Annotated in this window: 16 protein-coding genes and 1 tRNA gene (1 of these 17 running past the window's edge); 9 read left to right on the top strand and 8 right to left on the bottom strand. The window is 55.2% G+C overall.

The annotated features are described in order from the left end of the window. Positions 1-74 precede the first annotated feature (74 nt). Complete coding sequence (locus AY555_RS01305; RefSeq protein ID WP_066132387.1) at positions 75-614, top strand: Lrp/AsnC family transcriptional regulator; 540 nt, start codon at positions 75-77, stop codon at positions 612-614. On the opposite strand, the gene AY555_RS01300 is transcribed toward AY555_RS01305, so the two are convergent. The 4 genes from AY555_RS01300 to carA form a co-directional block, all read right to left on the bottom strand. After that, positions 567-2,441 (bottom strand): potassium transporter Kup, encoded by a 1,875-nt coding sequence (locus tag AY555_RS01300; protein ID WP_066132384.1) that lies wholly within the window; start codon positions 2,439-2,441, stop codon positions 567-569. The two genes, AY555_RS01305 and AY555_RS01300, sit on opposite strands and share 48 nt — an antisense overlap. 283 nt (positions 2,442-2,724) lie before the next feature. Then, a complete protein-coding gene (greA, locus tag AY555_RS01295; RefSeq protein ID WP_066132382.1) occupies positions 2,725-3,198 on the bottom strand; it encodes a transcription elongation factor GreA in 474 nt (157 codons plus the stop codon). A gap of 110 nt (positions 3,199-3,308) precedes the next feature. After that, a complete protein-coding gene (carB, locus tag AY555_RS01290) occupies positions 3,309-6,620 on the bottom strand; it encodes a carbamoyl-phosphate synthase large subunit (protein WP_066132380.1) in 3,312 nt (1,103 codons plus the stop codon). A 74-nt stretch (positions 6,621-6,694) separates the two neighbouring features. Then, positions 6,695-7,882, bottom strand: coding sequence for a glutamine-hydrolyzing carbamoyl-phosphate synthase small subunit (gene carA, locus AY555_RS01285; RefSeq protein WP_066132377.1), 1,188 nt, complete (start codon positions 7,880-7,882; stop codon positions 6,695-6,697). A gap of 383 nt (positions 7,883-8,265) precedes the next feature. Here carA and AY555_RS01275 point away from each other — a divergent pair, with 383 nt between their 5' ends. The 3 genes from AY555_RS01275 to rpoD all read left to right on the top strand — a co-directional run bounded on the left by AY555_RS01275 (position 8,266) and on the right by rpoD (position 12,728). After that, complete coding sequence (locus AY555_RS01275) at positions 8,266-8,721, top strand: GatB/YqeY domain-containing protein (RefSeq protein ID WP_066132370.1); 456 nt, start codon at positions 8,266-8,268, stop codon at positions 8,719-8,721. Between the two features lie 41 nt (positions 8,722-8,762). Next, a complete protein-coding gene (gene dnaG, locus AY555_RS01270) occupies positions 8,763-10,607 on the top strand; it encodes a DNA primase (RefSeq protein WP_066132367.1) in 1,845 nt (614 codons plus the stop codon). A gap of 105 nt (positions 10,608-10,712) precedes the next feature. Continuing rightward, positions 10,713-12,728 (top strand): RNA polymerase sigma factor RpoD, encoded by a 2,016-nt coding sequence (gene rpoD / locus AY555_RS01265; protein WP_066132364.1) that lies wholly within the window; start codon positions 10,713-10,715, stop codon positions 12,726-12,728. A gap of 71 nt (positions 12,729-12,799) precedes the next feature. Here the strand turns inward: rpoD and AY555_RS01260 are convergent, their stop codons facing one another. After that, on the bottom strand, positions 12,800-15,670 hold the full coding sequence (locus AY555_RS01260) for a sensor histidine kinase (RefSeq protein WP_167798457.1): 2,871 nt from the start codon (positions 15,668-15,670) through the stop codon (positions 12,800-12,802). Positions 15,671-15,879: 209 nt separating this feature from the next. Here AY555_RS01260 and AY555_RS01255 point away from each other — a divergent pair. Beyond that, positions 15,880-15,956 (top strand) — tRNA-Ile (locus AY555_RS01255). A 48-nt stretch (positions 15,957-16,004) separates the two neighbouring features. On the opposite strand, the gene AY555_RS01250 is transcribed toward AY555_RS01255, so the two are convergent. Then, on the bottom strand, positions 16,005-17,192 hold the full coding sequence (locus tag AY555_RS01250) for an acetyl-CoA C-acyltransferase family protein (RefSeq protein ID WP_066132358.1): 1,188 nt from the start codon (positions 17,190-17,192) through the stop codon (positions 16,005-16,007). Positions 17,193-17,325: 133 nt separating this feature from the next. Then, complete coding sequence (locus AY555_RS01245; protein ID WP_156483251.1) at positions 17,326-17,691, bottom strand: hypothetical protein; 366 nt, start codon at positions 17,689-17,691, stop codon at positions 17,326-17,328. 265 nt (positions 17,692-17,956) lie between these two features. Between AY555_RS01245 and ettA the strand changes: the two genes are divergently transcribed. Then, positions 17,957-19,636 (top strand): energy-dependent translational throttle protein EttA, encoded by a 1,680-nt coding sequence (gene ettA / locus AY555_RS01240; protein ID WP_066132353.1) that lies wholly within the window; start codon positions 17,957-17,959, stop codon positions 19,634-19,636. A 132-nt stretch (positions 19,637-19,768) separates the two neighbouring features. Here the strand turns inward: ettA and AY555_RS01235 are convergent, their stop codons facing one another. Beyond that, on the bottom strand, positions 19,769-20,653 hold the full coding sequence (locus tag AY555_RS01235) for a BadF/BadG/BcrA/BcrD ATPase family protein (protein ID WP_066132350.1): 885 nt from the start codon (positions 20,651-20,653) through the stop codon (positions 19,769-19,771). 265 nt (positions 20,654-20,918) lie between these two features. Here AY555_RS01235 and putA point away from each other — a divergent pair, with 265 nt between their 5' ends. From putA to AY555_RS01220, 3 genes are all read left to right on the top strand, one after another. Next, entirely contained in the window at positions 20,919-24,809 is a 3,891-nt protein-coding gene (putA, locus tag AY555_RS01230; RefSeq protein ID WP_082811786.1) for a bifunctional proline dehydrogenase/L-glutamate gamma-semialdehyde dehydrogenase PutA, read from the top strand. A gap of 264 nt (positions 24,810-25,073) precedes the next feature. Further along, the gene (locus AY555_RS01225; RefSeq protein ID WP_066132347.1) at positions 25,074-25,292 is read left to right on the top strand and encodes a DUF4169 family protein; all 219 of its coding nucleotides are present in this window, start codon (positions 25,074-25,076) and stop codon (positions 25,290-25,292) included. A 121-nt stretch (positions 25,293-25,413) separates the two neighbouring features. Next, positions 25,414-26,108, top strand: partial view of an SPOR domain-containing protein gene (locus AY555_RS01220; protein WP_066132345.1) — the 5' portion only. 727 nt of this gene lie beyond the right edge of the window; the window shows 695 of its 1,422 coding nt (coding positions 1-695); the start codon lies at positions 25,414-25,416; its stop codon lies off the right edge, out of view.

Genomic DNA, 26,108 nt, shown 5'->3' with positions numbered 1-26,108 from the left:
GGTACTCTTTACGGTAATTTCCTTGCGTATTGGGACAGTTGGTTTGTCCCTGACGCTTTGAGAGGAAGCTACAGATGCAGCGTGTAAAGCTGGATCGGACAGACAGGCATATTCTTCATGACCTTCAGGAGAATGGTCGTATGACGAATGTCGAGTTGGCCAACAGGGCCGGGATTTCCGCCCCGCCCTGTTTGCGGCGTGTCCGTGCCCTGGAGGAATCCGGTTGTATACACGGCTACCATGCAGCAGTAGATCCCAAAGTGCTTGGATACAATGTAACAGCTTTTGCGCATGTTGGCTTGGATAGCCAAGCTGAGGCCGACCTGCGTGCTTTCGAGAATCTGGTTGCCAGTTGGGATAATGTGCGGGAATGCCATATGCTTGCCGGTGAGACCGACTTTATCCTTAAAATTGTTGCCCAAGACTGGGACGATTATCAGCGTTTCCTGACGACACAGCTAACCGTTGCGCCCCATGTGACGCATGTCAAGAGCGCTCTCGCGATTCGCACAGGCAAGTACAGGCCCGGTGTGCCGATCGAGATTGATAGCGATCGCAAGCCGCGCTCAGATCTCTACTTGGGTGCCAAGCTCGATCAGTCGGTTGGGGGGTAAGCGGAAATACCGCATGGTGTCTGTGGCGCTTCGTGCCATGGCGATAAACAAGGCAATCCGCCACGGTGCCATGCCAGGATTTTTACTTTCAATGACAGTTTCGCGTGACAGGAACCACGAAATCCCCTGTGGTTCGTAGAAGAACCCTAATTTTTCTGATGAAATGTGCGCCAATGTTCTTGGTATATTTGGCGTTTCCATAAATCCATAGTGCAGGATAATACGCTGTAGACCCGGGGCAATCTCCTTGGATTCAAGCCGGTTGTCATCAGAAACAAGAGGGGTTTCCGCTGTAACGGCGCTGAGCAGGATAACGCGTTCGTGTACGACCTTGTTATGGCGCAGATTGTGTAGCAAGGCGAGAGGCAAGCCAGAGCGGATACTGGTGAGGAAAACGGCTGTTCCCGGTACTTTCGCGACATTATTTCCTGTCAGCTCACTGAATTCGGACTCTGGCCGGGACACATTCTGTAGCTGTTGCAAAAGAAGTGCTCGTCCTGCTTTCCAGGTCATCAAAATGACAACAATAATTGCCGCCACGGTTACAGGTACCCAGCCTCCATCAGGGATCTTGATGGCACAGCTCAGGAAAAACATCAGGTCTGTGCCTAGGAAAATGCCGCAAATCACGAAAATCTTGTTTCGGCTCCAACCCCACAGAATTTTCATGGCCAAAGCCATCATCAGGGCAGTGATAACCATATTCCCGGTTACAGCTACCCCATAGGCTGCTGCAAGATTGCTTGATGTTTTGAAGCTGAGAACAAGAGCAATGCATGAAATCATAAGGCATGTATTCACTGTTGGCATGTAGATCTGCCCCATTTCCTGACCGGACGTATGAATAATGGTCATTCTCGGCAAGTACCCAAGTTGGATCGCTTGCCGGGTCAGGGAAAATGCGCCCGATATAACAGCCTGTGATGCAATGATGGTGGCCAGCGTTGCCAAGATCACCAAGGGAAGAATCATCGATTGTGGTGCGAGGAGGAAGAATGGATTTTCCGCTGCCTCGGGGGAACGCAGCAGAAGGGCCCCCTGACCAAAGTAGTTCAAAAGCAAGCATGGCATGACAAGGGTATACCAGCCTGTTCGTATAGCCTTGCGGCCAAAGTGGCCCATATCGGCATACAGGGCCTCGGCCCCCGTAACAGACAGAACAACAGCTCCAAGAACGGAAACAGAAATTCCCGGTTCCGTAAAAATGAAGAACCATCCGTAGTGAGGGCTTAGGGCGGCCAAAATGGACGGTGTGCCGATGATACTCCGTAGGCCCAGAAAGCCGATAACCAGGAACCATATCAGGCACACGGGACCGAAGATCTTGCCAACCATTGCTGTGCCAAACCGCTGGATCAAGAACAAGCACAAAAGGATGCTGACGGTGATGGGTATGACAAATTCACTCAGTGCTGGTGCTGCGATATGTAACCCTTCGACAGCGGATAGGACCGAAACAGCAGGGGTGATAATACTGTCGCCATAAAAGAGGGCGGCCGCTAGGATTCCCAATCCCGTGACGGCAGAGAAGGCGCGCCCATCCTGATCTAGGACATTATGCAGGCGTGCCAGAAGCGCCAAGCTACCGCCCTCGCCACGGTTGTCTGTGCTCATGACGTAAATGACGTACTTGACGGACACAACAACCAAGATGGTCCAGAATATGAGTGATAGAACGCCAAGTATGTGAATGTGATCCACAACAACCCCATGTTCGGGGGATAGGGATTCTTTGAACGCGTAAAGAGGACTTGTTCCAATGTCACCGAAGACAACGCCTATGGCTCCAATAATAAGAGGCAGCAGAGGTTTGTTCTGATGTGACATTATGGGGGTTTCAGTCTGTTGTTGCAGATGTACAGGCTATACCCGGCTTGAGCCTTCTTTAAGGGAAAGGCTGCCAATTCTAACTGTATCGGCCAGATCGCGCAGTTCGGGAGCGCAAGATGAGTCTTCTCAGACACCGTTGTTCTTTGGTCTGAGGTAATGCCCATATATGAGTACAGGGGCAGAGGCGTGTAATCACAGCGCCTTCGCGTGTTTCTGCGTTTCAGGTTTTATCGTGCTCCGGGCAATCACTTTTAGGATTGCCCGGAGTCTCAGGTTTTACTCAGGAAAAACGAACGTTTACAACTTCATAGGAGCGGAATCCGCCTGGTGCAGATACTTCAGCCGTGTCACCCATGACCTTGCCAATCAAGGCTCGGGCCAAGGGAGAGGCTATTGAAATCCGCCCTTTCTCCAGATCGGCTTCGTGAGGACCAACAATTTGATAGGTCACTTCGCCGTCTGTATCTTCATCTGCCAGCGTAACCGTTGCCCCGAATCGGATGGTTGATCCAGACAGTTTGCTGACATCAATAACGTCAGCGCGGGACAGAACGTCCTCCAATTCCGCAATGCGCCCTTCAATAAAGCTCTGGCGTTCCCGTGCGGCGTGGTATTCAGCATTCTCTGATAGATCGCCGTGTTCACGGGCCTCGGCAATAGCTTTGATGACCGCGGGGCGTTCTTGGCTTTTCAGCATACGCAGCTCATCTTCCAGGGCCTTCATGCCCTGTGCGGTCATGGGGATCTTTTCCATATCCGGGTACGTCCTTACACTTGCTTATTTGTCGCGAAGGCGACCGGCTGCGCGCAACACCAAGAAGCGACCCGGGGCTGCGCAGCATAGCCCCGGGGCATCGAATCGGATCAAGCAGGAGAATATACCCTGTTTTGTACTTCCGGAACAGAATAGTGTTGCAAGGGGGTTATCCCCGGTTCCTTGTTCTGTAGGCTTCTTATGGCCTGCGCCGCGGCACTTGCCCCTGCCATGGTTGTGTAGTGGGTCACTGATTTCGTTAAAGCTGCGCTGCGGATATCTAGGCTGTCGCGTATGCTGTTTATGCCTTCGGCCGTATTGATAACCATATCAACGGAACCGCACAATATGGCGTCCACACAGTGAGGCTGGCCTTCCCGTACTTTGTTGATGGCGGTTGCGGGAACGCCTCCCTTTTTCAGAAAAGTAGCTGTTCCGCCTGTTGCCAGAATATTAAATCCCATTGAAAAGAAAGATTTTGCAATATCAAGGGCTTCAGTTTTATCCGAGTCGCGTACAGACAAGAATATGGTTCCCTGAAGGGGGAGTGGGAGCCCGGCTGCCATTTGGCTTTTGGCAAAGGCATGCCCGAAGCTTTTGGCTATACCCATGACTTCACCTGTTGATTTCATTTCCGGCCCCAGCAGTATGTCGGTACCGGGGAAGCGGGCGAATGGGAACACGGATTCCTTGACCGCGACGTGGTCCGGGGTTGTGGTACGCAGCTTGAAGGCATGCAGGTTCTCACCGGCCATAACCCGTGCTGCTATGCGGGCAACGGGATTGCCGGTGGCCTTGGATACAAAGGGTACCGTACGGCTTGCGCGCGGGTTTGCTTCCAAGACGTAGACGTCCATTCCCTGAATAGCAAACTGAATGTTTATAAGCCCCTGGACATCCAGCTCGGTGGCAAGAAGGGTGGTTTGTCGTTCCAGCTCCTGTATCATGGGTGCCTGAAGGGAATGTGGTGGCAGGGAACAGGCGGAGTCTCCGGAATGAATGCCTGCTTCTTCAATATGCTCCATGATGCCGGCGATAAACACGGCCCCGCTTGAGTCCCGTATGGCATCAACATCCACCTCAGTTGCGCCTCGTAAATACTGGTCCAGCAGGATCGGCATGTCGGAAGAAATGGTAATGGCGCTCTGTCCTTCGCTCTGTCCAGCACAGACTTTGGCCAGCCATGCGCGGAGTGAAGCTTCGCCATGGACAATTTCCATGGCCCGTCCTCCCAGTACAAAGGATGGGCGTACGACCAAGGGATACCCAAGGATCATTGCCTGCTCCAGAACCTCGTCCGGGGTTCGTGCTATTGCGTTGGGTGGCTGGCGGAGCCCCAATTTTTGCAGCACAGATTGGAATTGTTGGCGGTCTTCAGCCCGATCTATTGCAGCGGGAGACGTACCCAGAACAGGAATATTGGCCTGTTGCAGGGCGCTGGCCAGTTTTAGCGGGGTTTGTCCGCCGAATTGCACGATAACCCCTTTGACGTGGCCCCTGCGTTGTTCAACCCGGATTAACTCAATGACAGATTCGGCGGTCAGGGGTTCAAAGTATAGGCGATCTGACGTGTCTGGATCAGTTGAGACCGTTTCAGGGTTACAATTGACCATAATGGTTTCATAGCCGGCCTCGGAAAGGCTGAAGGCTGCGTGGACGCAGCAGCAATCAAATTCTATGCCTTGCCCGATACGGTTTGGTCCCCCGCCCAGGATGATGATCTTCTCACGTGTTGATGGTTTTGCTTCGCAGTCTGCGGCACTTACGCCATCGCCTTCGTAGCAGGCGTACAAGTAGGCCGTTGGCGATGAAAATTCCGCTGCGCAGCTGTCTATGCGCTTGTAGACCGGGTGAAGGCCCAGGGTATGGCGTAAAGCAGTTACCTCTTCTTCTGTTTGTCCATTCAGGTGGGCCAGCCTTGCATCGGAGAAGCCCATCTTTTTAAGGGCAAGCACCCCGTATCGGTCTGTAGGAATTCCCTGTTGGCGGACATGGGTTTCCATGTGGACTAGGTGAGCGATCTGATCCAGAAACCACCGATCAATGCGGCAGGCTTCATGCACGGTTTCCATGGTCATGCCTTCGCGGAAAGCCTGTGCAACAAAACGGATTCGGTTTGGGCTTGTTGTTTTCAGAACCCTTACCATGGCGTCATGTCGGGTCTCGTCAGGATTCACCGTGATGTCGATGTCATCCAGCCCGGTTAGTCCCGTATCCAAGGATTGAAGGGCTTTTTGAAGTGATTCGGTGAAGGTACGTCCGATGGCCATAACCTCGCCGACCGACTTCATCGAGGTGCCCAGACGGGCATCGGTATCGGGGAACTTTTCGAAGGTAAACCGAGGTATCTTGGTGACGATATAGTCAATGACAGGCTCAAAGCTCGCTGGCGTTTGCCCGGCGGTTATCGCGTTGTCCAGTTCATCCAGCGTGTAGCCCACAGCCAGTTTGGCGGCGATGCGTGCGATCGGGAAGCCCGTTGCTTTTGATGCAAGGGCAGATGAGCGCGAGACCCGGGGGTTCATTTCAATGACCACCAAGCGTCCGTCGTCCGGGTTGACCGCAAACTGGACATTGGACCCGCCTGTTTCGACCCCGATTTCCCTCAGGACCGCCAAGGATGCATCCCGCATGGTCTGGTACTCTTTGTCTGTCAGTGTCAGTGCGGGTGCGACCGTCACAGAGTCCCCGGTGTGGATGCCCATGGGGTCAATGTTTTCGATAGAGCAGACGATAATTCCGTTGTCTGCCCGATCACGAACCACCTCCATTTCATATTCTTTCCACCCCAGAACAGATTCCTCGACCAGAATTTCGTGGACAGGGGAGGCGTCTAGGCCCTGCGTGCAGATATGACCGAATTCTTCCCTGGTTGTCGCTATTCCACCGCCTTGTCCGCCTAGTGTGAAAGAGGGTCGAACGATGGCTGGAAGCCCTATGAAATCAAGGGCCTCATGGGCCTCATCCAGGCTGCGCACCATCCGCGAGCGCGGGCTTTCAAGGCCGATGCGGTCCATGGCCTCACGGAACAGCTGCCGATCTTCTGCCTTGCGGATGGCTTCGCGGCAGGCCCCGATCATGATGACGCCATGGCGCTCTAGGGTCCCGTTATCAGCTAGGGCAAGCGCGCAGTTCAAGGCTGTTTGTCCCCCCATGGTTGGCAGCAGGGCATCCGGTTTTTCCCGGTCAATAATCTGCGCCACAACAGCGGGAGTGATCGGTTCGATATAGGTGGCATCGGCCATATCGGGGTCTGTCATGATAGTGGCCGGGTTGGAGTTGACCAGGATAACCCGGTATCCCTCCTCACGCAGGGCCTTGCAGGCCTGGGCGCCCGAATAGTCAAACTCACAGGCTTGTCCGATAACAATCGGGCCTGCACCGATAATCAGAATGGAGTGGATGTCTGTGCGTTTGGGCATGCCTAGGGGTTCCTTCCGACAGGGCACGGGACAATCAATCTGGACTGGGTAGGATTGGGTGGCTGTGCAGCCGCTCAGGGAAAGGCGGTTGCGTATCGTCGAGGCGCGCTGGAATGCCGATGTTGTTGCATCAGGCCGACAAAATCACGGAACAAGGAACGAGAATCCTTGGGGCCTGGGCTGGATTCCGGATGATATTGCACGGAAAAAACAGGACGGCCCTGTAGCGCAATTCCCTCGATCGAGCCATCGAAGAGAGATGTGTGTGTGACAACAACATTATTGGGAAGGCTGTCGGGGTCGATGGCAAAGCCGTGGTTCTGGCTGGTGATCGTGATGCGCCCCGTCGCCAGACACTTGACCGGCTGGTTCGATCCCCGGTGTCCTCGCATCATGCGCGAAGTCTTTGCCCCCAAGGCCAAGGCAAGGATCTGATGGCCGAGGCAAATGCCAAAGACGGGAAGCCCGGTGGACAGGATCTTTTTCACTTCGGGGATCACAGAGTGGCCGGTGGCCGCAGGGTCGCCCGGTCCATTCGACAGGAACACGCCATCAGGGGCAAGGTCCAGAATCTCCCTAGCCGTCGTGTGGGACGGTACGATAGTGATACGGCATCCTTCGGTAGCTAGGCACCGTAGGATATTGTGCTTGATGCCGAAGTCGATGGCGATAACATGCCATGGTCGATCTCTGGATTGTGTATCCGGCCATTCCCATGGTTGCTGGCATGATACGCGTGTAGCCAAGTCCAGCCCGTCTGGCGAGGGATGCATCCGTGCTTGGTGCAGGAGATGATCAAGGTTGAAGATACCGTTCGGAGCATGGGCAACAACGCCGGCCATCGTGCCGTGGTCGCGCAGTCGTATGGTTAGGGCGCGCGTGTCGATGCCGGTGACGCACACTACGCTGTTTCGGCGCATCCATTCAGGCAGATTGGTCGTTGTACGCCAGCTGGAGTCGATGCCAACGGGTGCGCGCAGTATACAGCCACGGGCAAACGGGTGTTCCGCTTCGTGATCGTCCGGGTTGGTGCCTGTATTGCCGATATGCGGAAATGTAAAAGTTATAATCTGCCCGGCAAAGGAGGGGTCTGTCAGGGTTTCTTGGTAACCGGTCATTCCGGTACAGAAAACAACTTCTCCTGTTGTGTTTCCTTCACGTCCGAGACCATGCCCCCACCATATCGTGCCGTCGGCAAGGACCAGTACGCCGGTTGCCCCGTCAGGGCATAAACCGGATGTGCATTCTGTTTGGTCTGTCATAGGATCCCCTGGTTCATAGCGCCGCAGGAGTGATCGTCTCCTTTGGAACATACAAGGTATGCCAGCGTATGGCTGACCGTTTCTGCATGATCATGCGCACAAAAAGACTGCCGTCACCTTCAGGAAAGAAGGTCGGAGCAAGCGCCAATGGATACCGAGTGCAGGAACGCTCTGCCAGTTGCAGGCAAACGGAAAAGTAAATACATCTGGTTTTGTCTCTTGTCAATTCAATACAGTGCGGAGCAAGGCTTCTGACTCTGTGTTGCCGGTATGCCCAAGGCCATGGTGGCTCCTTGTTGCGGACAGCATTTGCCAAGGCGTTCACACTCGTCTAGTCTGTGCGGATTCGAGATATTCATGACAAACTGTATTTGAGGTCATCCATGTTGCGCACTCGGCTGAACGAGGCGTTGAAGGAAGCGTTAAAGGCACGTGACAATCGTGCATCAGCTACCTTGCGACTGATTCTTGCGGCTTTAAAAGACCGTGACATCGCGGCCCGGACCCGTGGTCTGGGTGAAGGGATTCCTGAAGAGGAAATCTTGCAGATGCTGCAGTCCATGATCAAGCAGCGACGTGAGAGCATCAACCTGTATGAGCAAGGTGGGCGGCTGGAGCTTGCGGAGCAGGAGCAGGAGGAAATAGCCATTATTGAACGTTTCCTACCCGTGCAGATGGATGAAGCAGCAACGCGTGAAGCTATTGCCGTGACTGTTCAGGAGCTGGGAGCCAGTGGCATCAAGGATATGGGGCGGGTTATGACGGCCCTGCGTGAGAAGTTTGCCGGTCGTATGGACTTTGGCAAGGCCAGCCAGGCTGTCAAGGCTGCCTTGTCCTGACCGTGTGTTCTTTCCATTATTATGACGGGTGTGCGTGACCCATGGCTTTGCCCCCGCAGTTCCTTGATGAGCTTCGTGCCCGGCTGCCGGCTTCGGTTGTGGTTGGGCATCGGGTTCGTTTGGTCCGTCGTGGGCGCGAGCATATTGGTCTTTGCCCTTTCCACAGGGAGAGGACTCCTTCCTTTACCGTCAATGACGACAAGGGCTTTTATCACTGTTTTGGGTGTGGGGCGCACGGCGACATCATTTCCTTTGAAATGGAAACGGCACACCTGACTTTCCCTGAGGCTGTAGAAAAGTTGGCGGCGCAGGCTGGTCTTGAGGTGCCGCGTCCCGATCCGCGGGAAATGGAAGCTGCACGTCAGCACGCGGGCATTCTGGACATCAACGAGGCCGCCTGCCACTTTTTCCAGCGATCCCTTTTCATGCCATCTGGTCGTGGGGGGCTTGATTACCTTCGTCGGCGGGGTCTTGATGACGAGGTCATCCAAACATTTCGTCTGGGCTGGGCCCCTAGTGGGGTGGAGTTGCAAACCGCCTTGCTCGGGAACGGAATAACCGAAGACCAGATGATCGAGGCCGGTTTGCTTCGCCGCTTGGATTCCGGTGCCGTGGTTGGTTATTTCCGGGAACGGGTCATGTTTCCGATCACAGACCGGCGGGGGCGGGTTATTGCCTTTGGCGGTCGAACCTTGGGTGACGGGCAGCCCAAATATATGAATAGCCCCGAAACGCCAGTTTTCCACAAGGGGCAGGTTCTCTACAACCTGTCCCGTGCCCGTGAGGCTGCGGCCCGAGGTGGGGAGATCATTGTTGCCGAGGGCTATATGGATGTTATTGCCCTGCACCGGGCAGGCATCCCTCATTCTGTTGCTCCGTTGGGGACAGCGCTGACGGAGGCCCAGATTGAGTCGTTGTGGCGACTGTCCGACGAGCCTGTCCTGTGTATGGATGGTGACAGCGCCGGGCAACGGGCTGCGGCCCGTGCTGCCGACCGTGCCTTGCCCCTTCTGAAGCCGGGGAAGTCCCTGCGTTTTGTCATGCTTCCGATGGGGCGGGATCCTGACGACCTGTTGCGGGACGAGGGAGCCAGATCAGTTTGTGCAAGGCTTGCGGTATCTCGTTCCCTGCTGGATGTTTTATGGGACAAGGCGTTGGAAGGGCGGTCGCTGGATACACCGGAACGAAGGGCTGGTCTGGAAGCCCATCTGGAAGAGCTGGTACGTCATATTGGGGATCGCAGTGTCCAACAGCATTACCGCCAGGCCTTCCGTGACCGCCAATGGAACCTGTTTCGCCAAGCAGGTCGTCGTGTGGCGGGCAAGGTGCGTCCGGCGGGTGCTTTCTCTTCCAGGGGGGGCGAATCGCAGCCGCGCTGGGCGGCTCCGTTGCCATCCGCCGGGGGTGGTATGATTCTGGCCCCGCCGGCACCGGATGCTGCGGAGGCCTTGCGGCGGCGTATTTTGATGGTTACGCTCATTACCCATCCTGACCTTTTTGACAGTGTGGGAGAGCGTCTGGGGCTTCTGGATTTCCCGGAACAGTCCCTTGATACGCTTCGAGGTGCGGTTTTACTGCTGCTTTCCCGTCAGTCAGGTCTTGACTTCCATGGTCTGAGACGCCAACTACACGATGAGGGATTTGGTGATGTTCTGGAGTCCCTCCTTGCGTCGAATGTTTTTCTCCATGCGGCATTCAGCCGTCCGGTCGCTGACAGTCAGGCCGCCTTGGACGGGTGGGAGCACACGTTCGGGTTATCCCGGGGCAGGGATTTGAAGGTGGATATTGGTCGTGCGGTTGAGCGGCTTGGTGACAATCCAACCCTGGAGGCTCTTGATGTTTTTATTGCCTTGAAAAAACATGAAAGAGCCTCTGTAGAGGATTGAGCATCATCCGGATGATGCGGGATGTTATGGAACAGGATGGTCAGAAGGACCGGGATGTGTGCCTTGGGTGCATGTCCGTACGTATTTTGAGGAGAGAGAACGGGCATGGCAACAAAAGCTGCCGCTGAAACAGAAACCCCTGAAACCACGGATGAGGTTCAGGACGGGCCTTTGCTCGATTCTCTTAATACAGCTGTCAGGAAACTGGTGGCAAAGGGCAAGGAGCGTGGGTTCATCACCTATGATGAGCTGAATGCGGCATTGCCTTCGGATGATTTTTCCTCGGAACAAATCGAAGATACCATGTCGATGCTGTCGGATATCGGCATCAACATTGTTGAGAACGAGGAAGAGGAAGTCAGCGGCAACGAAACCGACGATTCCGCCGGTAATGTATCCGAAGACGAACTGGGGCGTACTGACGATCCCGTGCGGATGTACCTGCGCGAGATGGGATCTGTTGAGCTTTTGTCCCGCGAGGGTGAAATCGCCATTGCCAAGCGTATTGAGGCCGGGCGTGAGATGATGATCGGCGGGATCTGCGAAAGCCCCCTGACCATCGCAGCCTTGCTGGACTGGCATGATGCCTTGGTGGAAGGAAAGATGATGTTGCGTGACATCATTGATCTGGAAACGACGTATGGCACAGAGCCCGGTGTTGGTGACGAGATGGGAGAGGAGGAAGAAGACTCTCCTGTGGTCGGAGACAGAGGTGAGGAGCTTGCTGTTCCGGTCAAGGACCATCGCAAGGCCAAGGAAGAGCCTGGCTCTGATGATGAGACAGACGAGGCGGAGCCTGATGGCATTGATGCTTCTGCCGAAGGTGATGTTGACGGAGACATAGAAGAAGCCAGCATCAGCCTTTCCGCTATGGAAGCTGAGTTGCTGCCCGTTATTCTTCAGTCATTTGAAACAATTGCCCAAGCCTATCAGAAGATGAGAAAGGTTCAGGACCAGCGTCTGGGCCATATCACGGCCGGGGAAGATGTGCCGGCAGCCCTGGAGAAAAAGTTCGAGAAGCAGAGGTCCGAGCTGGTCAAGATGATGGAGGGCGTTCATCTCAACAACGCCCGTATTGAATATCTTGTTGGCCACCTGAATGACCTCAACAAACGCCTGATGATGCTGGAAGGCAAGCTTCTGCGCGTTGCCCTAGACTGCAAGATCAAGCGCGAGGACTTCCTTGATGCTTACTATGGGGCCGAAATGGATCCCCAGTGGCTGGAAATCATCGCGAGCCGAAGTGGAAAAGGCTGGAAAGACTTTATCGGTAAGCATTCTGCCGAGATTGTTAGAATCAGGGAAGCGATTGCGGTTATCTCTGCCGAGGCGCGCCAGCCTATTTTTGAGTTCCGCCGTATTGTCCAGACAGTCCAGAAGGGTGAGCGGGAAGCCAGCAAGGCCAAAAAGGAAATGATCGAGGCCAACCTTCGCCTGGTTATTTCCATTGCCAAGAAATACACAAACCGTGGCCTTCAGTTCTTGGATTTGATCCAGGAAGGCAACATTGGCCTTATGAAGGCTGTGGACAAGTTCGAGTACCGCCGTGGGTACAAGTTCTCCACCTATGCAACATGGTGGATTCGTCAGGCTATTACCCGTTCTATTGCTGACCAGGCGCGGACGATCCGTATACCGGTTCACATGATTGAAACCATCAACAAGCTGGTCCGTACAAGTCGCCAGATGTTGCATGAGATCGGTCGCGAACCAACACCGGAAGAACTGGCGGAAAAGCTGCAGATGCCGCTGGAAAAGGTCCGCAAGGTCCTGAAGATCGCCAAGGAGCCGATTTCTCTGGAAACTCCTATTGGTGATGAGGAAGACAGCCATCTGGGTGACTTTATCGAGGACAAGAACGCGGTTCAGCCCTTGGATGCTGCAATCAACTCCAATCTGCGTGAGACCTGCACGCGTATCCTCTCAACCCTGACTGCGCGTGAGGAAAGAGTGCTCCGTATGCGTTTCGGGATTGGTATGAATACCGATCATACGCTGGAGGAAGTTGGTCAGCAGTTCAGTGTTACCCGTGAGCGTATCAGGCAGATCGAAGCCAAGGCCCTGCGCAAGCTCAAGCATCCGTCCCGCTCACGCAAGCTGCGTAGCTTCCTGGATGGTTGATCTGTTCTGGTGTTAATAAAAAGGCCGCTCGTGAGGCGGCCTTTTTTATGTGCTATGGGCTAATCATCCGCTCAGACTTCCTTGGTGATTTCTTTCTTTGTTGCTTCGGCTGCCGGGAGATCAAACCAGAATGTGCTGCCTGTACCGACCGTACTGGTGAAATCGATGGTGCCGCCCATTTTTTTGACCAGCAGGCCCGTAATTGAAAGCCCTATCCCCGTTCCCTGTATCGGACCACTCTCTTGTCCCAAGCGATTGAAGGGTTGGAATATATCTGCCCTGCGCTCTTCGGGAAGACCGGTGCCGGTGTCTGTTACCGTGATCCGGACATAACCATCTGGAGATTCTTCGGAGTAGCCAATCGTAACACTGCCTCCAGCCTTGTTGTACTTGATGGCATTGCTGACGAGATTCAGCAGGATTTGTCGCATTCTGAGTGCATCGGCCAGCACGACAGGAGCTTTTTCCGTTTCGGGAGCTGCGATAACCTGAACGCCAAATTCACGCGCTATAGTGTCAGTGAGTCCCATGCATTCCTTGATGACCCTGGATGGCTCAACTCGACCGATATCCAATGTCAGTTGGCCACTTTCAATGCGGGCTAGGTCGAGGATTTCATCAATCAGAGTCAGCAATAATTTGCCGGATTGGTGAATATGCGACAACCAGCTTCTCTGCCTGTCGCTCAGGGTTTCGGACTTGCTGCTTTCCATAAGCTGCGAAAAGCCAATAATAGCATTCAGCGGTGTTCGTAGCTCGTGACTCATGCGGGATAGAAAGTCAGATTTCGCCCGGTTTGCCCGGTCTGCTGTTTCCCGGGCGTCAATCAGCGCCTGCTCGTAGGCAAGGGTCTGTCTGATATCCCGGAAGAATACGAATGATCCAGATCGGGTGCCATCATTTTCAGTCAGAATTGATGCTGAGACATCGAGGGGAATAACATCTCCATCATGGCTGACGAACTCCAGCGTATGGCGGCGGTGTGTTTCTGCTTTCTCCAGCAAGACATCGCCATTCAGGCTGTTGCGCGATTCTTGGGTCATGAAGAGCGTAATCGGGCGCCCTTGCATGTCATCGGGCTGATACCCCAAGATGGACCGTGTCTTGTTGTTTGTTTCCACGATTAAGTCATCTGTATCGAGGCGAATATAGCCCTCCTCGGTCGTGTCTATGATTTGCTGAAGCCGGAAGAGAGTCTTTTCCTGTAGACTGCGCAGGGCATGCTCACCTGTGATATCTATCATAAGTGTGCATATTGCCGTGTCTCCATCCCACAGCACGGGGAAGCTGGTTGTGCGCACGCGCAGTGTTGAGCCATCATTTTGACGATAAAGTGTTTCGAAAGACGTGGTCAGTGTTTTGCCATCGTCATCATCTTGGTGGTTCTGACCCATTGGCATCAGAGTATCGGCCTGGATCCCGGGTGTAGGCAGGTCTTCCATGCTGTCCAGTCCAACCATATCCATGAAGGCTTGGTTGGCAAACAATGGCTTGAGATTACGGTGAACAAGAATACCTGCGGGGAGGAGATTGATCATGAAAAGGAATTTCTCGGCCAGATCCTTATCAGCAGAGCGAGGGCTGATCAGAATATGAAGACTGTCGTGATCATCATCTGGATGGGAGATTGTCAGGTCAACGGGCAGGACGGTGCCGCTTTTGTGCAATGCCTTGGCTCTTCGTGTGCGTGGTCCCTGTTCTGTTGCGCCAGATTCCATGGAGACTGAGAATGTACCATTGTCTGTAAGCAGGAGCGTTGATACCGGTACTCCGTCTAATTCCCCATTTTTATACCCGAATAGGGAGCAGGCCCCGGAATCTGCACCGCGAATGTTTCCGGAATACCCGATAAGGACATAGCCATTGGCTATGCCATGGCTACTTTCTGGCACGTCCGTGGTTGTGGTGTGGCCATTCCTTGAATCTTCGGTGAGGGTGTCCTCTTCCTCATATGCTGCCTCTTTATCAAGAGGCGTGTGTTCTTGATACTGTCTGGACCCCAGCTCTTCTATCAGGCGTGTGTTTAGGCGTAGGGCTGATCGCGTCAATACCGTTGTTCGCAGATGCAGTATAAGTCCCAAGGCAATAGCCAAGAGAAGACCGAAGCTGATCAGGCTGATTCGGCGCGCCAGATAAAACAGGGGCGATTGATTCGTTGTAAAGCGTAACCATGCAACAGACTGACCCGGTGTCCCATACAGTGGAACCATGCTTGTGTCTTTATCATCCAGGGTTTCATGCCCCATGGATGCGGGAATAATGGAGAGGCTGCTGAGTCCGATTTTACGGACAATGCCGTCGATCCATCGGGAGTCCAAGGCACGAGCCATCACCAAGACAGGCATAGCTTCAAGCCGGGCATCCCGGGGCAGGGGTTCCGGGTTGGAGAGGATGCCTGCTGCCAGAATCCAAGCGGTTCCTGTTGAGCTAAAGAACTGGCTGGCTTGGCGGTGTGTGCCACTTAAGGCCGATGCTTCACGGACAGCGGATGCGGTTTCCCATACCGAATGCAGCAGCGGGTCATCTTCGGTAAACATAAGCTCAGGGATTCCCTGCTTGATTTCCGAGATGGGGCCGCTGCCATAAACGATGAAGACCCGGCTTACCCCCCATGTGCTGTTCAACTCTTGCCCGAAATTATCCCGGATCCATTCCGGATCGGGGAGCAGGAAGAGTTTCTCCCATGCGTCACTCCACAGGCTGTAGTCACGTATCAGACGTTCCTGACCCCGACGGAGTTCTGTGATTTCTGTATCAATATGATTGCGTGCATACAGATCTGTGCTTGTTTTTGCTTGATCCACGCCTTCATGAGCCAGCCATATCAGCCAGCCAACCAATGCCGACAGGACAGCCAGAAAACCGCCCCAGGCCACATTGAGAATCCCATGTCGCCGGGGCAGGTCAACAACGGCCGGGAGCGATGCATAGGGATCGGTCATCGGGTATCGTCGCGCTGCCTGATCAAGTGCACTCTGATACAGTGTGGACAAACCCGTGAAACTGTCCACAAAAAGAGGGGACCATTTCCCCGGATTTTCCGCAGACATGCAAAAATTAAAGGTTCTGGCTTTTCCTTTGCCGGGAAATGCTATATACGAACCTCCCCTGCGCAGGTAGTCCATTACAGGGCTGTCTGGCAACATTTCGGGGGCCTGTAGCTCAATTGGTCAGAGCCGACCGCTCATAACGGTCTGGTTGGGGGTTCAAGTCCCTCCGGGCCTACCAAAAAAACACCGCGTCTGTTTTCTATCCAGACGCGGTGTTTTTTTTATATCAATCACCCATACGTTCCAAGGTGAGTGCAATGCCTTGCCCGCCGCCGATACACATTGTCACCAGGGCATAACGCCCACCGGTACGGTGCAGGGCGTATATGGCTTTTATAACCAGTATGGCACCGGTTGCGCCAACAGGATGACCCAAGGAAATAGCCCCGCCGTCGGGGTTCACTTTCTCTGGGTCTAGGCCAAGCTTCTGGTTCACAGCACAGGCTTGTGCGGCAAAGGCCTCGTTGGATTCAACCAGGTCCAGATCGGACACCGCAAGACCGGCCTTTTTCAGGGCGATCATGCTGGCGGGAACCGGTCCTATTCCCATGAGGGACGGATCGACCCCCGCGTGACCATAGCTGACAATCCGGGCCATGGGGGTGAGCTTGCGGGCCGATGCCTCGCGCTCTGCCATCAGGACAAGGGCAGCCGCGCCATCGTTGATGCCTGATGCATTTCCAGCGGTGACAGAGCCGCCCTCGCGAAAAAGGGTCTTTAGCTTTGCAAGGCTGGCCAGAGTCGTGTCGGGGCGAACATGCTCATCTGTATCAAATACTGTTTCCTTGCCCCGCGTTTTTATGGTTACGGGAGCAATTTGACTTTTAAAGAAACCGGATGTGATGGCGTGTGCTGCCCGACGGTGACTTTCTGCGGCAAAACAATCCTGTTCATCACGGCTGATCGAGTGTGCTGCCGCGACATTTTCTGCTGTTACCCCCATGTGGCCATTGCCAAATGGGTCTGTCAGGGCACCTGTCATCATATCGACCATGGTACTGTCGCCCATGCGGGCACCCCAACGCGCGGCCGGCAGTATGTAGCTGCCCCGGCTCATCACCTCTGTGCCACCGGCAACGGCGATTTGGCAGTCACCCAGTATAATAAAGTGCGCTGCGGACAAGATCGCCTGCAGGCCCGACCCACACAGGCGATTGACGGTCATGGCCGGGACATAGTCCGGAATCCCGCCCTTGCAGGCAGCCACGCGGGAGACGTACATATCCCGTGGTTCAGTCGGGATAATATGCCCCATGACCACATGCCCGACATCTGTGGGTGCAATGGCCGTTCGTGTCAGGGCTTCCCTAATCACCAGTGCCCCGAGATCACATGGCGTCCATTCCTTGAGCGAACCGCCAAAGGTGCCAATCGCGGTTCGCGTTCCCCCCAGAATAACCACAGATTCAGTCATGTTTCCCTCCCCGTTCCCCGTGTGTCTGCGGTTTCCCCGGAAGGATATACACGCAGTGCTTGATGCGGGGCACTATGAAGGGACAGTGCCGGTACGGCAACCAGCCTTTGTATGGCGCGTGATCCTGAACGGCTTACATGGATTGCAGCATCAGACTGCCAAAACACAGTACAACGCCAAGGCCGGCACAGAACCGTGCGCAGGAGCGATGAGCAGCCAGCAGGGCATGGGGAACTTCATGGCGGGCCTGGGTTATCGGTGGGCGGGCCTGTGGTGCTGTTGCGGCCCATACAGGGCCTTCGAGGGGGCCTGTCTCAGCTACTTTCCGGCCCCGCATCAGCAGGGCTGCTGCACCACTGGCGGCAATGATAGCACCCACCGACAGGGCTGCGGTTGGCGTATCGGCAAAACAGAGGAAAAGGGTTATTCCAAGGGACGACAGAACCCAGAAGGCCGCCGCACGGGCGGCGTACATCAGGGCAGCTTCCTGGAGGGTCATGTTACACCTGTAGTATGTGTGTCCAATAAATAATCTGCAGCACACTGCCCTTCTGTGATCTTTTTCTCCAGTCCAAAAATGCATCTAGGGGCGTGTTTTGTACTTTTATGAGCGTTTATTATGCAGAAGCTCCGCAATGGAATGACAATTTGGGCGTTGATCTGCTCCGGAATGGCCAGATAGCGGTATCTGGTCTTTTCCTTCCTGTCTGTGTGGGGTAAAACCCACGACAGAGTTCCCGAGCCAGTTCGTAAACGGAGGATACATGGCCGCCTATCAATACATCTATACCATGCGTGACCTGACCAAGGTTTATCCAGGCGGGCGCAAAGTGGTGGAGGGGGTCTATCTATCCTTCCTGCCCGGGGCCAAGATTGGTGTTCTGGGATACAACGGTGCCGGTAAGTCGACCCTGATGCGCATCATGGCCGGTATCGATCAGGAATTCAGCGGTGAGGCGCGCGCGGCAGATGGTGTGCGTGTCGGGTATTTGCCGCAGGAACCCCAGCTCGATAATACCAAGACCGTTCTTGAGAATGTTATGGAAGGGCTGGGGGAAGTCTACACGTGGCGTCAGCGCTTTGATGATGTTTCAGCAAAGTTTGCCGAGGTCGAAGACGATGATGCCATGAACGCTCTTTTGGCGGAGCAGGCTGAATTGCAGGAAAAGATTGATGCCTGTGATGGCTGGGATGTCGAGCGCAAGGTTGATATTGCGATGGATGCCCTGCGTTGTCCGGAGGGGGATGCTCCTGTCGGGACCTTGTCCGGTGGTGAGAAGCGACGTGTTGCCTTGGCGCGCCTGTTGTTGTCCCGGCCGGACATGCTGTTGCTCGATGAGCCGACCAACCATCTTGATGCAGAGTCTGTCTGGTGGCTGGAGCGTTTCTTGGAGGAGTACGAGGGGACGGTTGTTGCCGTTACCCACGATCGCTACTTCCTTGACAATGTGACCGGCTGGATCCTAGAGCTGGATCGCGGCAAGGGTATTCCCTATGAGGGTAACTATTCCTCTTGGCTGGAGCAGAAGCAAAAGCGTCTGGAGCAGGAACAGCGTGAGGAGGATGTCCGTCAGCGCACCATTTCCCAAGAGCTGGAGTGGATACGCTCCAACCCCAAGGGGCGTCAGGCCAAGCAGAAAGCCCGTATTACCGCTTTTGATGACTTGGTAGCCAAATCGGCGGACCGCCAGCCCGGAACAGCCCAGATTGTTATTCCCACACCGGAGCGTCTGGGCGGCGTTGTGATCGAGGCGGATGGACTGACCAAATCCTTCGGTGACCGGTTGTTGATTGATAACCTGTCTTTCCGGCTTCCTCCGGGTGGGATTGTTGGTGTGATTGGTCCAAACGGCGCCGGCAAGACAACCTTGTTCCGCATGTTGACGGGTCAGGAACAGCCGGATGGTGGCAGTATCCGTGTTGGTGAGACCGTCAAGCTGGGTTATGTCGACCAGAGCCGTGATGCGCTGGATGACAGCAAAACGGTGTGGGAAGAAATTTCCGGCGGTCACGATGAAATTGATCTTGGCAAGCGCAAGATCCAGTCTCGCGCTTATGTCGGGTCATTCAACTTCCGTGGCGGTGACCAACAAAAGAAGCTGGGGCAACTGTCGGGCGGGGAACGTAACCGTGTTCACTTGGCCAAGATGCTGAAGTCCGGTGCCAACGTCTTGTTGCTGGACGAACCCACCAACGATCTGGATATTGATACGCTCCGCGCCCTGGAAGATGCTTTGCTGGACTTCCCCGGCTGCGCCGTCGTGATCTCGCACGATCGCTGGTTCCTAGATCGTATTGCAACGCATATCCTAGCCTTTGAGGGTGACAGCCACGTCGAATGGTTCGAGGGAAATTTTGCTGATTACGAAGCGGACAAGAAGCGTCGTCTTGGTGCGGATGCCGATCAGCCGCATCGTATCCGTTACAAGCCTGTGCATCGCTGATCAGGTATATACGCCATAGTTAGTATGGTGTTTCCGGCAGAGCCCACGCCCTTTCCTGGTTTATGGACCAGTGGGCGTGGGCATTTTGACTGATTTCAATATCACTCCGCGCCGCGGGCTGCGTGGGGTACGTTATTCTTCCTTAACCCTGCGGGCCAGAAGAATGGCTCCTGCCAGAGGATCTGCCAAGGGGATGCGCAGAAAGCTCTTGGCTTGAGGAGTCAGGAAAGGTTCCAGCTGGGTGGCAAGCCCACCGCTCAGACAAACGGACGGAGCGCCCAGTTCGACAAGTCGGTGTATCATAGCCGAGGCATCGCGGGCTGCGGCATCGATAATCATGCGTGCCGTCGTGTCGTGTCGCTTTTCTGCATCAAACACCGTCGGAGCAAAACTGGCGTAATCTTTCGGTCGGGCTGTTGACGTCCAGGATACAACGGCTTTCAGATCATGGTTGAAGGGCTTCATGATCATCCCGGTCAGGAGTGTCTTTTCCCATAATCCGTCCAGCGCCAGCAGGGCGTACTCTACGGCCTTGCGTCCTATCCAGCTGCCCGAGCCATGATCGGACACCTCAAAACCCCAACCACCGACAGATACTTCCCGTCCATTGACATGGCCATATCCAGCTGATCCGGTTCCCAGAATCAGGATGGCGCCATCCGTTTCTCCAAAAGCGCCCGTACAAGCAATATGTGCGTCAGACGTTACGGTCAGTGATCCCAGCCCATGGGTGTGAGGCAGGAATGCGGGATCGTCTGTCTGTGCAAATCCGGCCAGTCCAAACACGGCGCGAATGTTTTGACGGTCTCTGGTTTGATCCAGCCCGGCTTTTCTCAAGCAGAGATCAATGGCGGTATTGATTGATGCCCACGCAGTTTCTGTACCCAGCCGGATGTTGCATGACCCGGATTCCGCTTCTCCGATAATGGTGCCGTTCTGATCTGTCAGACGGGCTCGGCAGAGGGATCCACCGCCGTCAAGGCCGAGAAAGAAGCGAAAGGCCATGGGATGTATCATGTTGTGTTCCGGATGTGCGTTGTGGTGTTACCAAGTCTGTACCCATTGCGTCGTAAGATGATACAACGGTCGGGAAGAGTGTGTATCTGGGCTTATGGTGTATATGAAACGGCAGCTTTCTATATTGAACAGTAGAATATTTCCTTTCCTGTCATCAAAGAAAAGCAGATATCAAAGCCGGAGCGGACAGTTTCTGACCGTTTATAGTGCCTGAAGCGCGGTGGCCCGTTCGCATAATCAGAATTATATATGGGAGAGTGATTGCATGCCGGCACAGTTTCCGCTGGTCTTTCCACCTGAGTCCCCGGATTTTCCCGCTTGGTGTGATCGTTTGGCCGTTCAGTATCGCCGGGACGAGGATGAACTGGTCGTTGAGCTTATAGAGGCAGCATCCTGCCCCCGTGAGGAGCAGGATCGGGTTGATGCCATGGCTACGCGTCTGGTGTCTGCTGTCCGTAGCCATAGGGTTGCCAAGGGTGGTGTTGACGCCTTTATGCACGAGTATGACCTGTCAACCCGTGAGGGTTTGACCCTGATGTGCTTGGCAGAGGCCATGCTACGTATTCCCGATCCGTTGACGGTCGATGCCTTGGTTCAGGATCGGTTGTGCGGAACAGACTGGGACCGGCATTTCGGCAACAGTCGATCGTTGTTTGTCAATGCGGCGACTCTTGGTCTGATGGTGACCGGTCGTATCTTGCAGCCGTCTGATTTACTAGGTGCGGATGGAATGCGCATTGTGCGTTCCTTGGTCGCGCGTCTGGGGCAGCCGGTTATTCGTCAGGCTCTGCGTCAGGCCATGAAGATGATGGGGCGCCAGTTCGTGCTGGGGCGCACCATAGAGGAAGCCAGAAAGCGTGGTGCCGCACAGGAACGACGGGGCTATCGTTATTCTTTTGACATGCTTGGGGAGTCTGCGCGGACGGAAAGTGATGCCCGGGCATATTTTGTGGCCTATGAGAAGGCGATACATGCCATAGGCCAAGCGTCCAACGGGCGTGGTGTTCTGGCCGGCCCCGGTATTTCTGTCAAACTTTCGGCTTTGCACCCGCGTTACGAGGCGGCAAAACGAGCTGATATGCTGGAGATTCTGGCCGGTCGTACCCTGACCCTAGCCCGGCTGGCGCGTCAATACGATATTGGTTTCTGCATTGATGCCGAGGAAGCAGATCGTCTGGAGTTGTCCCTGGAAATTATCCAGCGCGTTTACAGCGATCCATCCCTGGATGGGTGGACAGGGTTCGGGCTTGCGGTGCAGGCCTATCAGAAAAGGACGCGTGTGACCCTGGAGATTCTGGCTGACATGGTGCGTGCCGTGGGGCGGCGCATGAACATTCGCTTGGTCAAGGGAGCGTACTGGGATACGGAAATCAAGCGCGCCCAAGAGACGGGTCTTGCGGATTATCCGGTTTATACCCGCAAGGTGACGACCGATGTCTCTTATCTTTCCTGTGCCCGTGCCCTGTTCGGGTATGGCGATCTCTTCTTTCCGCAGTTTGCCACCCATAATGCACAGACCATGGCAGCTGTTCTTGAAATGGCGGCCGGTCGTCCTTTTGAGTTCCAGCGTCTGCATGGTATGGGCGAAGAGCTGTACGAGGAGATTGTTCCAGCTGACAAGCTGGGTATTCCGTGTCGGATTTATGCGCCTGTCGGCAGTCATGCCGAGTTGTTGTCGTATCTGGTCCGGCGGTTGCTGGAAAATGGTGCAAACACATCGTTTGTCAACCGGCTGGTCGACGAGCGTATCCCGGTTTCTGCCATTATTGCCAACCCTGTTGATGCCCTGCGTTCTGTGGCGGTGCGCCGGCATCCCGGGATTCCCCTGCCGCGTGATTTGTACGGTTCCGGACGGGTCAATGCATCGGGGATGGATCTGTCAGACAGCCGGGTGCTATCAGATCTTGCCGAGGCCATGAAAACACATGCTGCGAAGACGCTTGCGGCAGGCCCTCTTGTGGGTGGCGAGGTCCGGAACGGAACGCCATGCCCGGTCTATTCGCCGGCTGATCGCCATCATGTTGTCGGCACCGTCAGTGATGCCGGGGATCAGGATATTCGCGACGCATTGGGGAAGGCCAAGGCTTCGTTTGCAGCCTGGAGCCAGCGACCGGTTGTCGAACGTGCCGCCATTTTGCGGCGTGCGGCTGACCTGATGGAACAGAATATGGCCCTGCTGATGACACTGTGCATCCGTGAGGCAGGCAAGACATTGCCCGATGCTGTGTCCGAGGTTCGTGAGGCCGTTGACTTCCTGCGCTATTACGCAGCGGAAGCGTTACGTTTGGCAGATGATCATGCGCTGACCGGGCGTGGTGTGTTTCTATGCATCAGCCCTTGGAATTTTCCCTTGGCTATTTTTGTCGGTCAGGTCTCAGCGGCCTTGGTTGCCGGTAATACGGTTGTTGCCAAGCCAGCAGAGCAGACGCCGCTTGTAGCTTTTCAGGCTGTGCGTTTGTTGCATGAAGCGGGTATTCCGGTCGATAGCCTCTCTCTGTTGCCCGGTCGCGGTGAAACAGTTGGTGCGGCCTTGGTCTCTGATCCCGATATTGCTGGTGTCGCCTTTACAGGTTCATCCGATGTGGCACGACTGATTGCCCGTTCTCTTGCTGCCCGTGGTGTTGGCCCGGTGCCCTTGATTGCGGAAACAGGTGGCATGAATGCCATGATCGTGGATAGTTCGGCCTTGCCGGAACAGGTTGTCCGTGACGTTCTGCTCTCTGCGTTTGGGTCGGCTGGCCAGAGGTGTTCGGCTTTGCGGGTCCTGTATGTCCAAGACGATATCGCCGATACCGTTCTCGCCATGCTGCGTGGCGCCATGAGTGCTGTCCGGGTTGGTCATCCGGGGCGGATCGATACCGATGTTGGTCCTGTTATTGACGAGGAGGCCCGCTCTGTTCTTGAACGGCATGCCCGTGCGCTTGAAGCCGCAGGGCGCACAGCAACTCTTTGTCCGCTGGCTGCCGGTACAGATCATGGCGTGTTTTTTGCGCCACGGCTGTTCGAGATTGAGAGCATACGTGAACTATCGCGGGAAGTTTTTGGCCCGATCCTCCATGTGATTCGCTACAAAGCTGCGGATCTGGATCGCGTTCTTGCGGATATCCGGGATACTGGGTACGGGTTGACCATGGGTGTACACACCCGGATTGAGTCCCGGGCGCAGCATGTATTCCAGAATTCAAGGGTCGGGAACCTGTATGTCAACCGCTCCATGACCGGAGCTGTCGTTGGTGTCCAGCCTTTTGGCGGAGAGGGCTTGTCAGGTACCGGTCCCAAGGCGGGTGGCCCATATTATCTGCCGCGCTTTGCCCGGTCGTATCCGTTTCCGGCTTCAGCTCCGGCCGTCGGGGATCCTGCAACGGTCGTGACACATGCTACCCCGGCTTCCGTGCCGGCACCGATGTCGGAAGTCCAGGCTCCGGCATCAGCGATTGTGCGTGCCATGGCTGTGGCTATGCGAGAAGGATCTGCCTCCAAGCCGGAGTTTACGTCTCTCGATAAGCGTGTGGCTGTTCTGGAAAGCATGGTTTCCACGCTGCAGCATCAGGGTGCGCAGATTCTGGCTCTGCTGGAGCGTGATTGTGGGGCCGAACGTGTTCCGACACCATTAGCGGCTTATGCTGCGATTTTGCATCAGGTTACCTTGCAGGTGCGTGCCCTTCTGTCGGGACCGGCTCGCATGCCTGGCCCGACCGGAGAGACCAATGAGCTGCATCTGGCCGGTCGTGGTCCCGTCGTTCTCTTCATGGACCAGGATGCATCCTTGGAGCAGGGGCTTGCCATGGTTGCGGCAGCGTATGGTGCCGGGAATCCTGTTACCATGGTTGTGCATTCCTCATTGGCTGCGGCTTTGCGGTGCATTGTGCCGCAAGCGGCTGGGCTGGAGCTTGTGGTGGCAACGCCTTCGGACTCGCTTGCGGCCTTGGCTGATCTGCATGATGTGGGGGCTGTTGGTGTGTCGGGGGGCAGAGGTCTTCTGGATCAGGTTGCCCGTGTTGTGGCAGCCCGTGACGGAGCCGTTGTTCCTGTTGTTGATGACGAGGCCGGGCCAGGACTTGTCCTGCGGTTCTGCTGTGAGCGAACTCTGACTGTGGATATTACAGCGGCGGGCGGTAATACCCTGTTGATGATGCTTGGTGATGCTGCATCCTGAGCCTGAATGACGAAGAAAGCCGGGATTCTACGTGATTTCCGGCTTTTTCTTGACGATGGCGGGACGGGACATGTGCAGACACTATACTCCTGTGCTCCAGCCATAGTGATCGGGGGGTATGGTGCTTGTCACGGCAATCGTTCGTAATGTGTGCTATTGTTTGCCGTCACCGGCACGATACCGCATGGCCTTACAGAAACCTTGTTGTCAATGCGTTCTGTAAGATCTATGGCCATGCCGGGCAGGGGATAAGGAGGAGGTTTTGTGTCTGAACTCATCAACCTCAGAAAAGCCCGCAAGCAGAAGCAGAGGGCTGACAAAGATAAAGAATCCAAAGCTAACCGTACTTTGCACGGGCAGGCAAGGGCAGTGCGCGATTCCGTGCGGGCAGCGACGGAACGCCATAATCGGTATCTGGACGGTCACCTGAGGGAAACCCCGCCGCCCGGAGATCTTGCGAAGGAAACGCAGGACAAGGAATAGGGCTATACGTTCACCCTCCCTTTACCCTTGCATGCTAGGCTGACACAATGCGCTTTGTGAAAGCCCGGGTTTGCAGGAAGTTTTCCTGTGGCCGGGTCTCCGCCTGCAGGGGGGCGTGCCCGTGGAACGGTTCTTGGCATTACGTGTACCGGCTCTTGTTATGCTGCTTGCTCTGCAATTGGCGGGGTGTGGTCCGTTTCTTGACGGCCCGGACGGCGTAAACCGGTTTCTGGCCCCTGGTGCCAAATCTCAGGTTAATGCGGCACTGGCGGCCATGGCCCGTGGTGATTATGGTGAGGCGGAATGGGCTATCCGTGCCGCATTGTCTGCTGACAAGACCACAATGGCAGGGGTGGAGCGGGATCCGCTCTTGTTGCTTGCTGCGGCAACCCTTTACCAGACAACCAACAGACCCCAGCAGGCTATAACCTATTACCGCGAGCTTCTACAGCGTAATCCTAGGGGGTATGTAGCCGGGTCCTTGTGGGGATCCTTGCAGCCACGTCCCATCGTCGAGGTTGCCCGCGAAAACTTGCGTCTTCTAGAGAATGGCGGGATAGGTCGTCCGTCTGCCCCTTCCCCTGACAGCAAAGCCCAAGCCCAGCCATCCAAGCAATCTGCACCTTCGCCTCCGTTGGCAGGAGAAACAGGGGCAGAACTGGAAGCGATTGCACAGAGATTTGCATTGATGACCCGCCTTCTTGAGCTTGGATTGGTGACTGAAACGGAGTGGGGTGCCCGCCGTAACGCCAACATTGGTTTGTTGACCCCGTTAACCGCGCCGCGTCCCCCTGCCATTGGTTTGGAAAAGCCCCC

The organism is Haematospirillum jordaniae, from assembly GCF_001611975.1.
In the GTDB taxonomy this organism is placed as follows: domain Bacteria; phylum Pseudomonadota; class Alphaproteobacteria; order Rhodospirillales; family Rhodospirillaceae; genus Haematospirillum; species Haematospirillum jordaniae.
The sequence above is the reverse complement of the archived record's forward strand: the minus strand, read 5'-3'. Positions and strand labels throughout refer to the sequence as shown.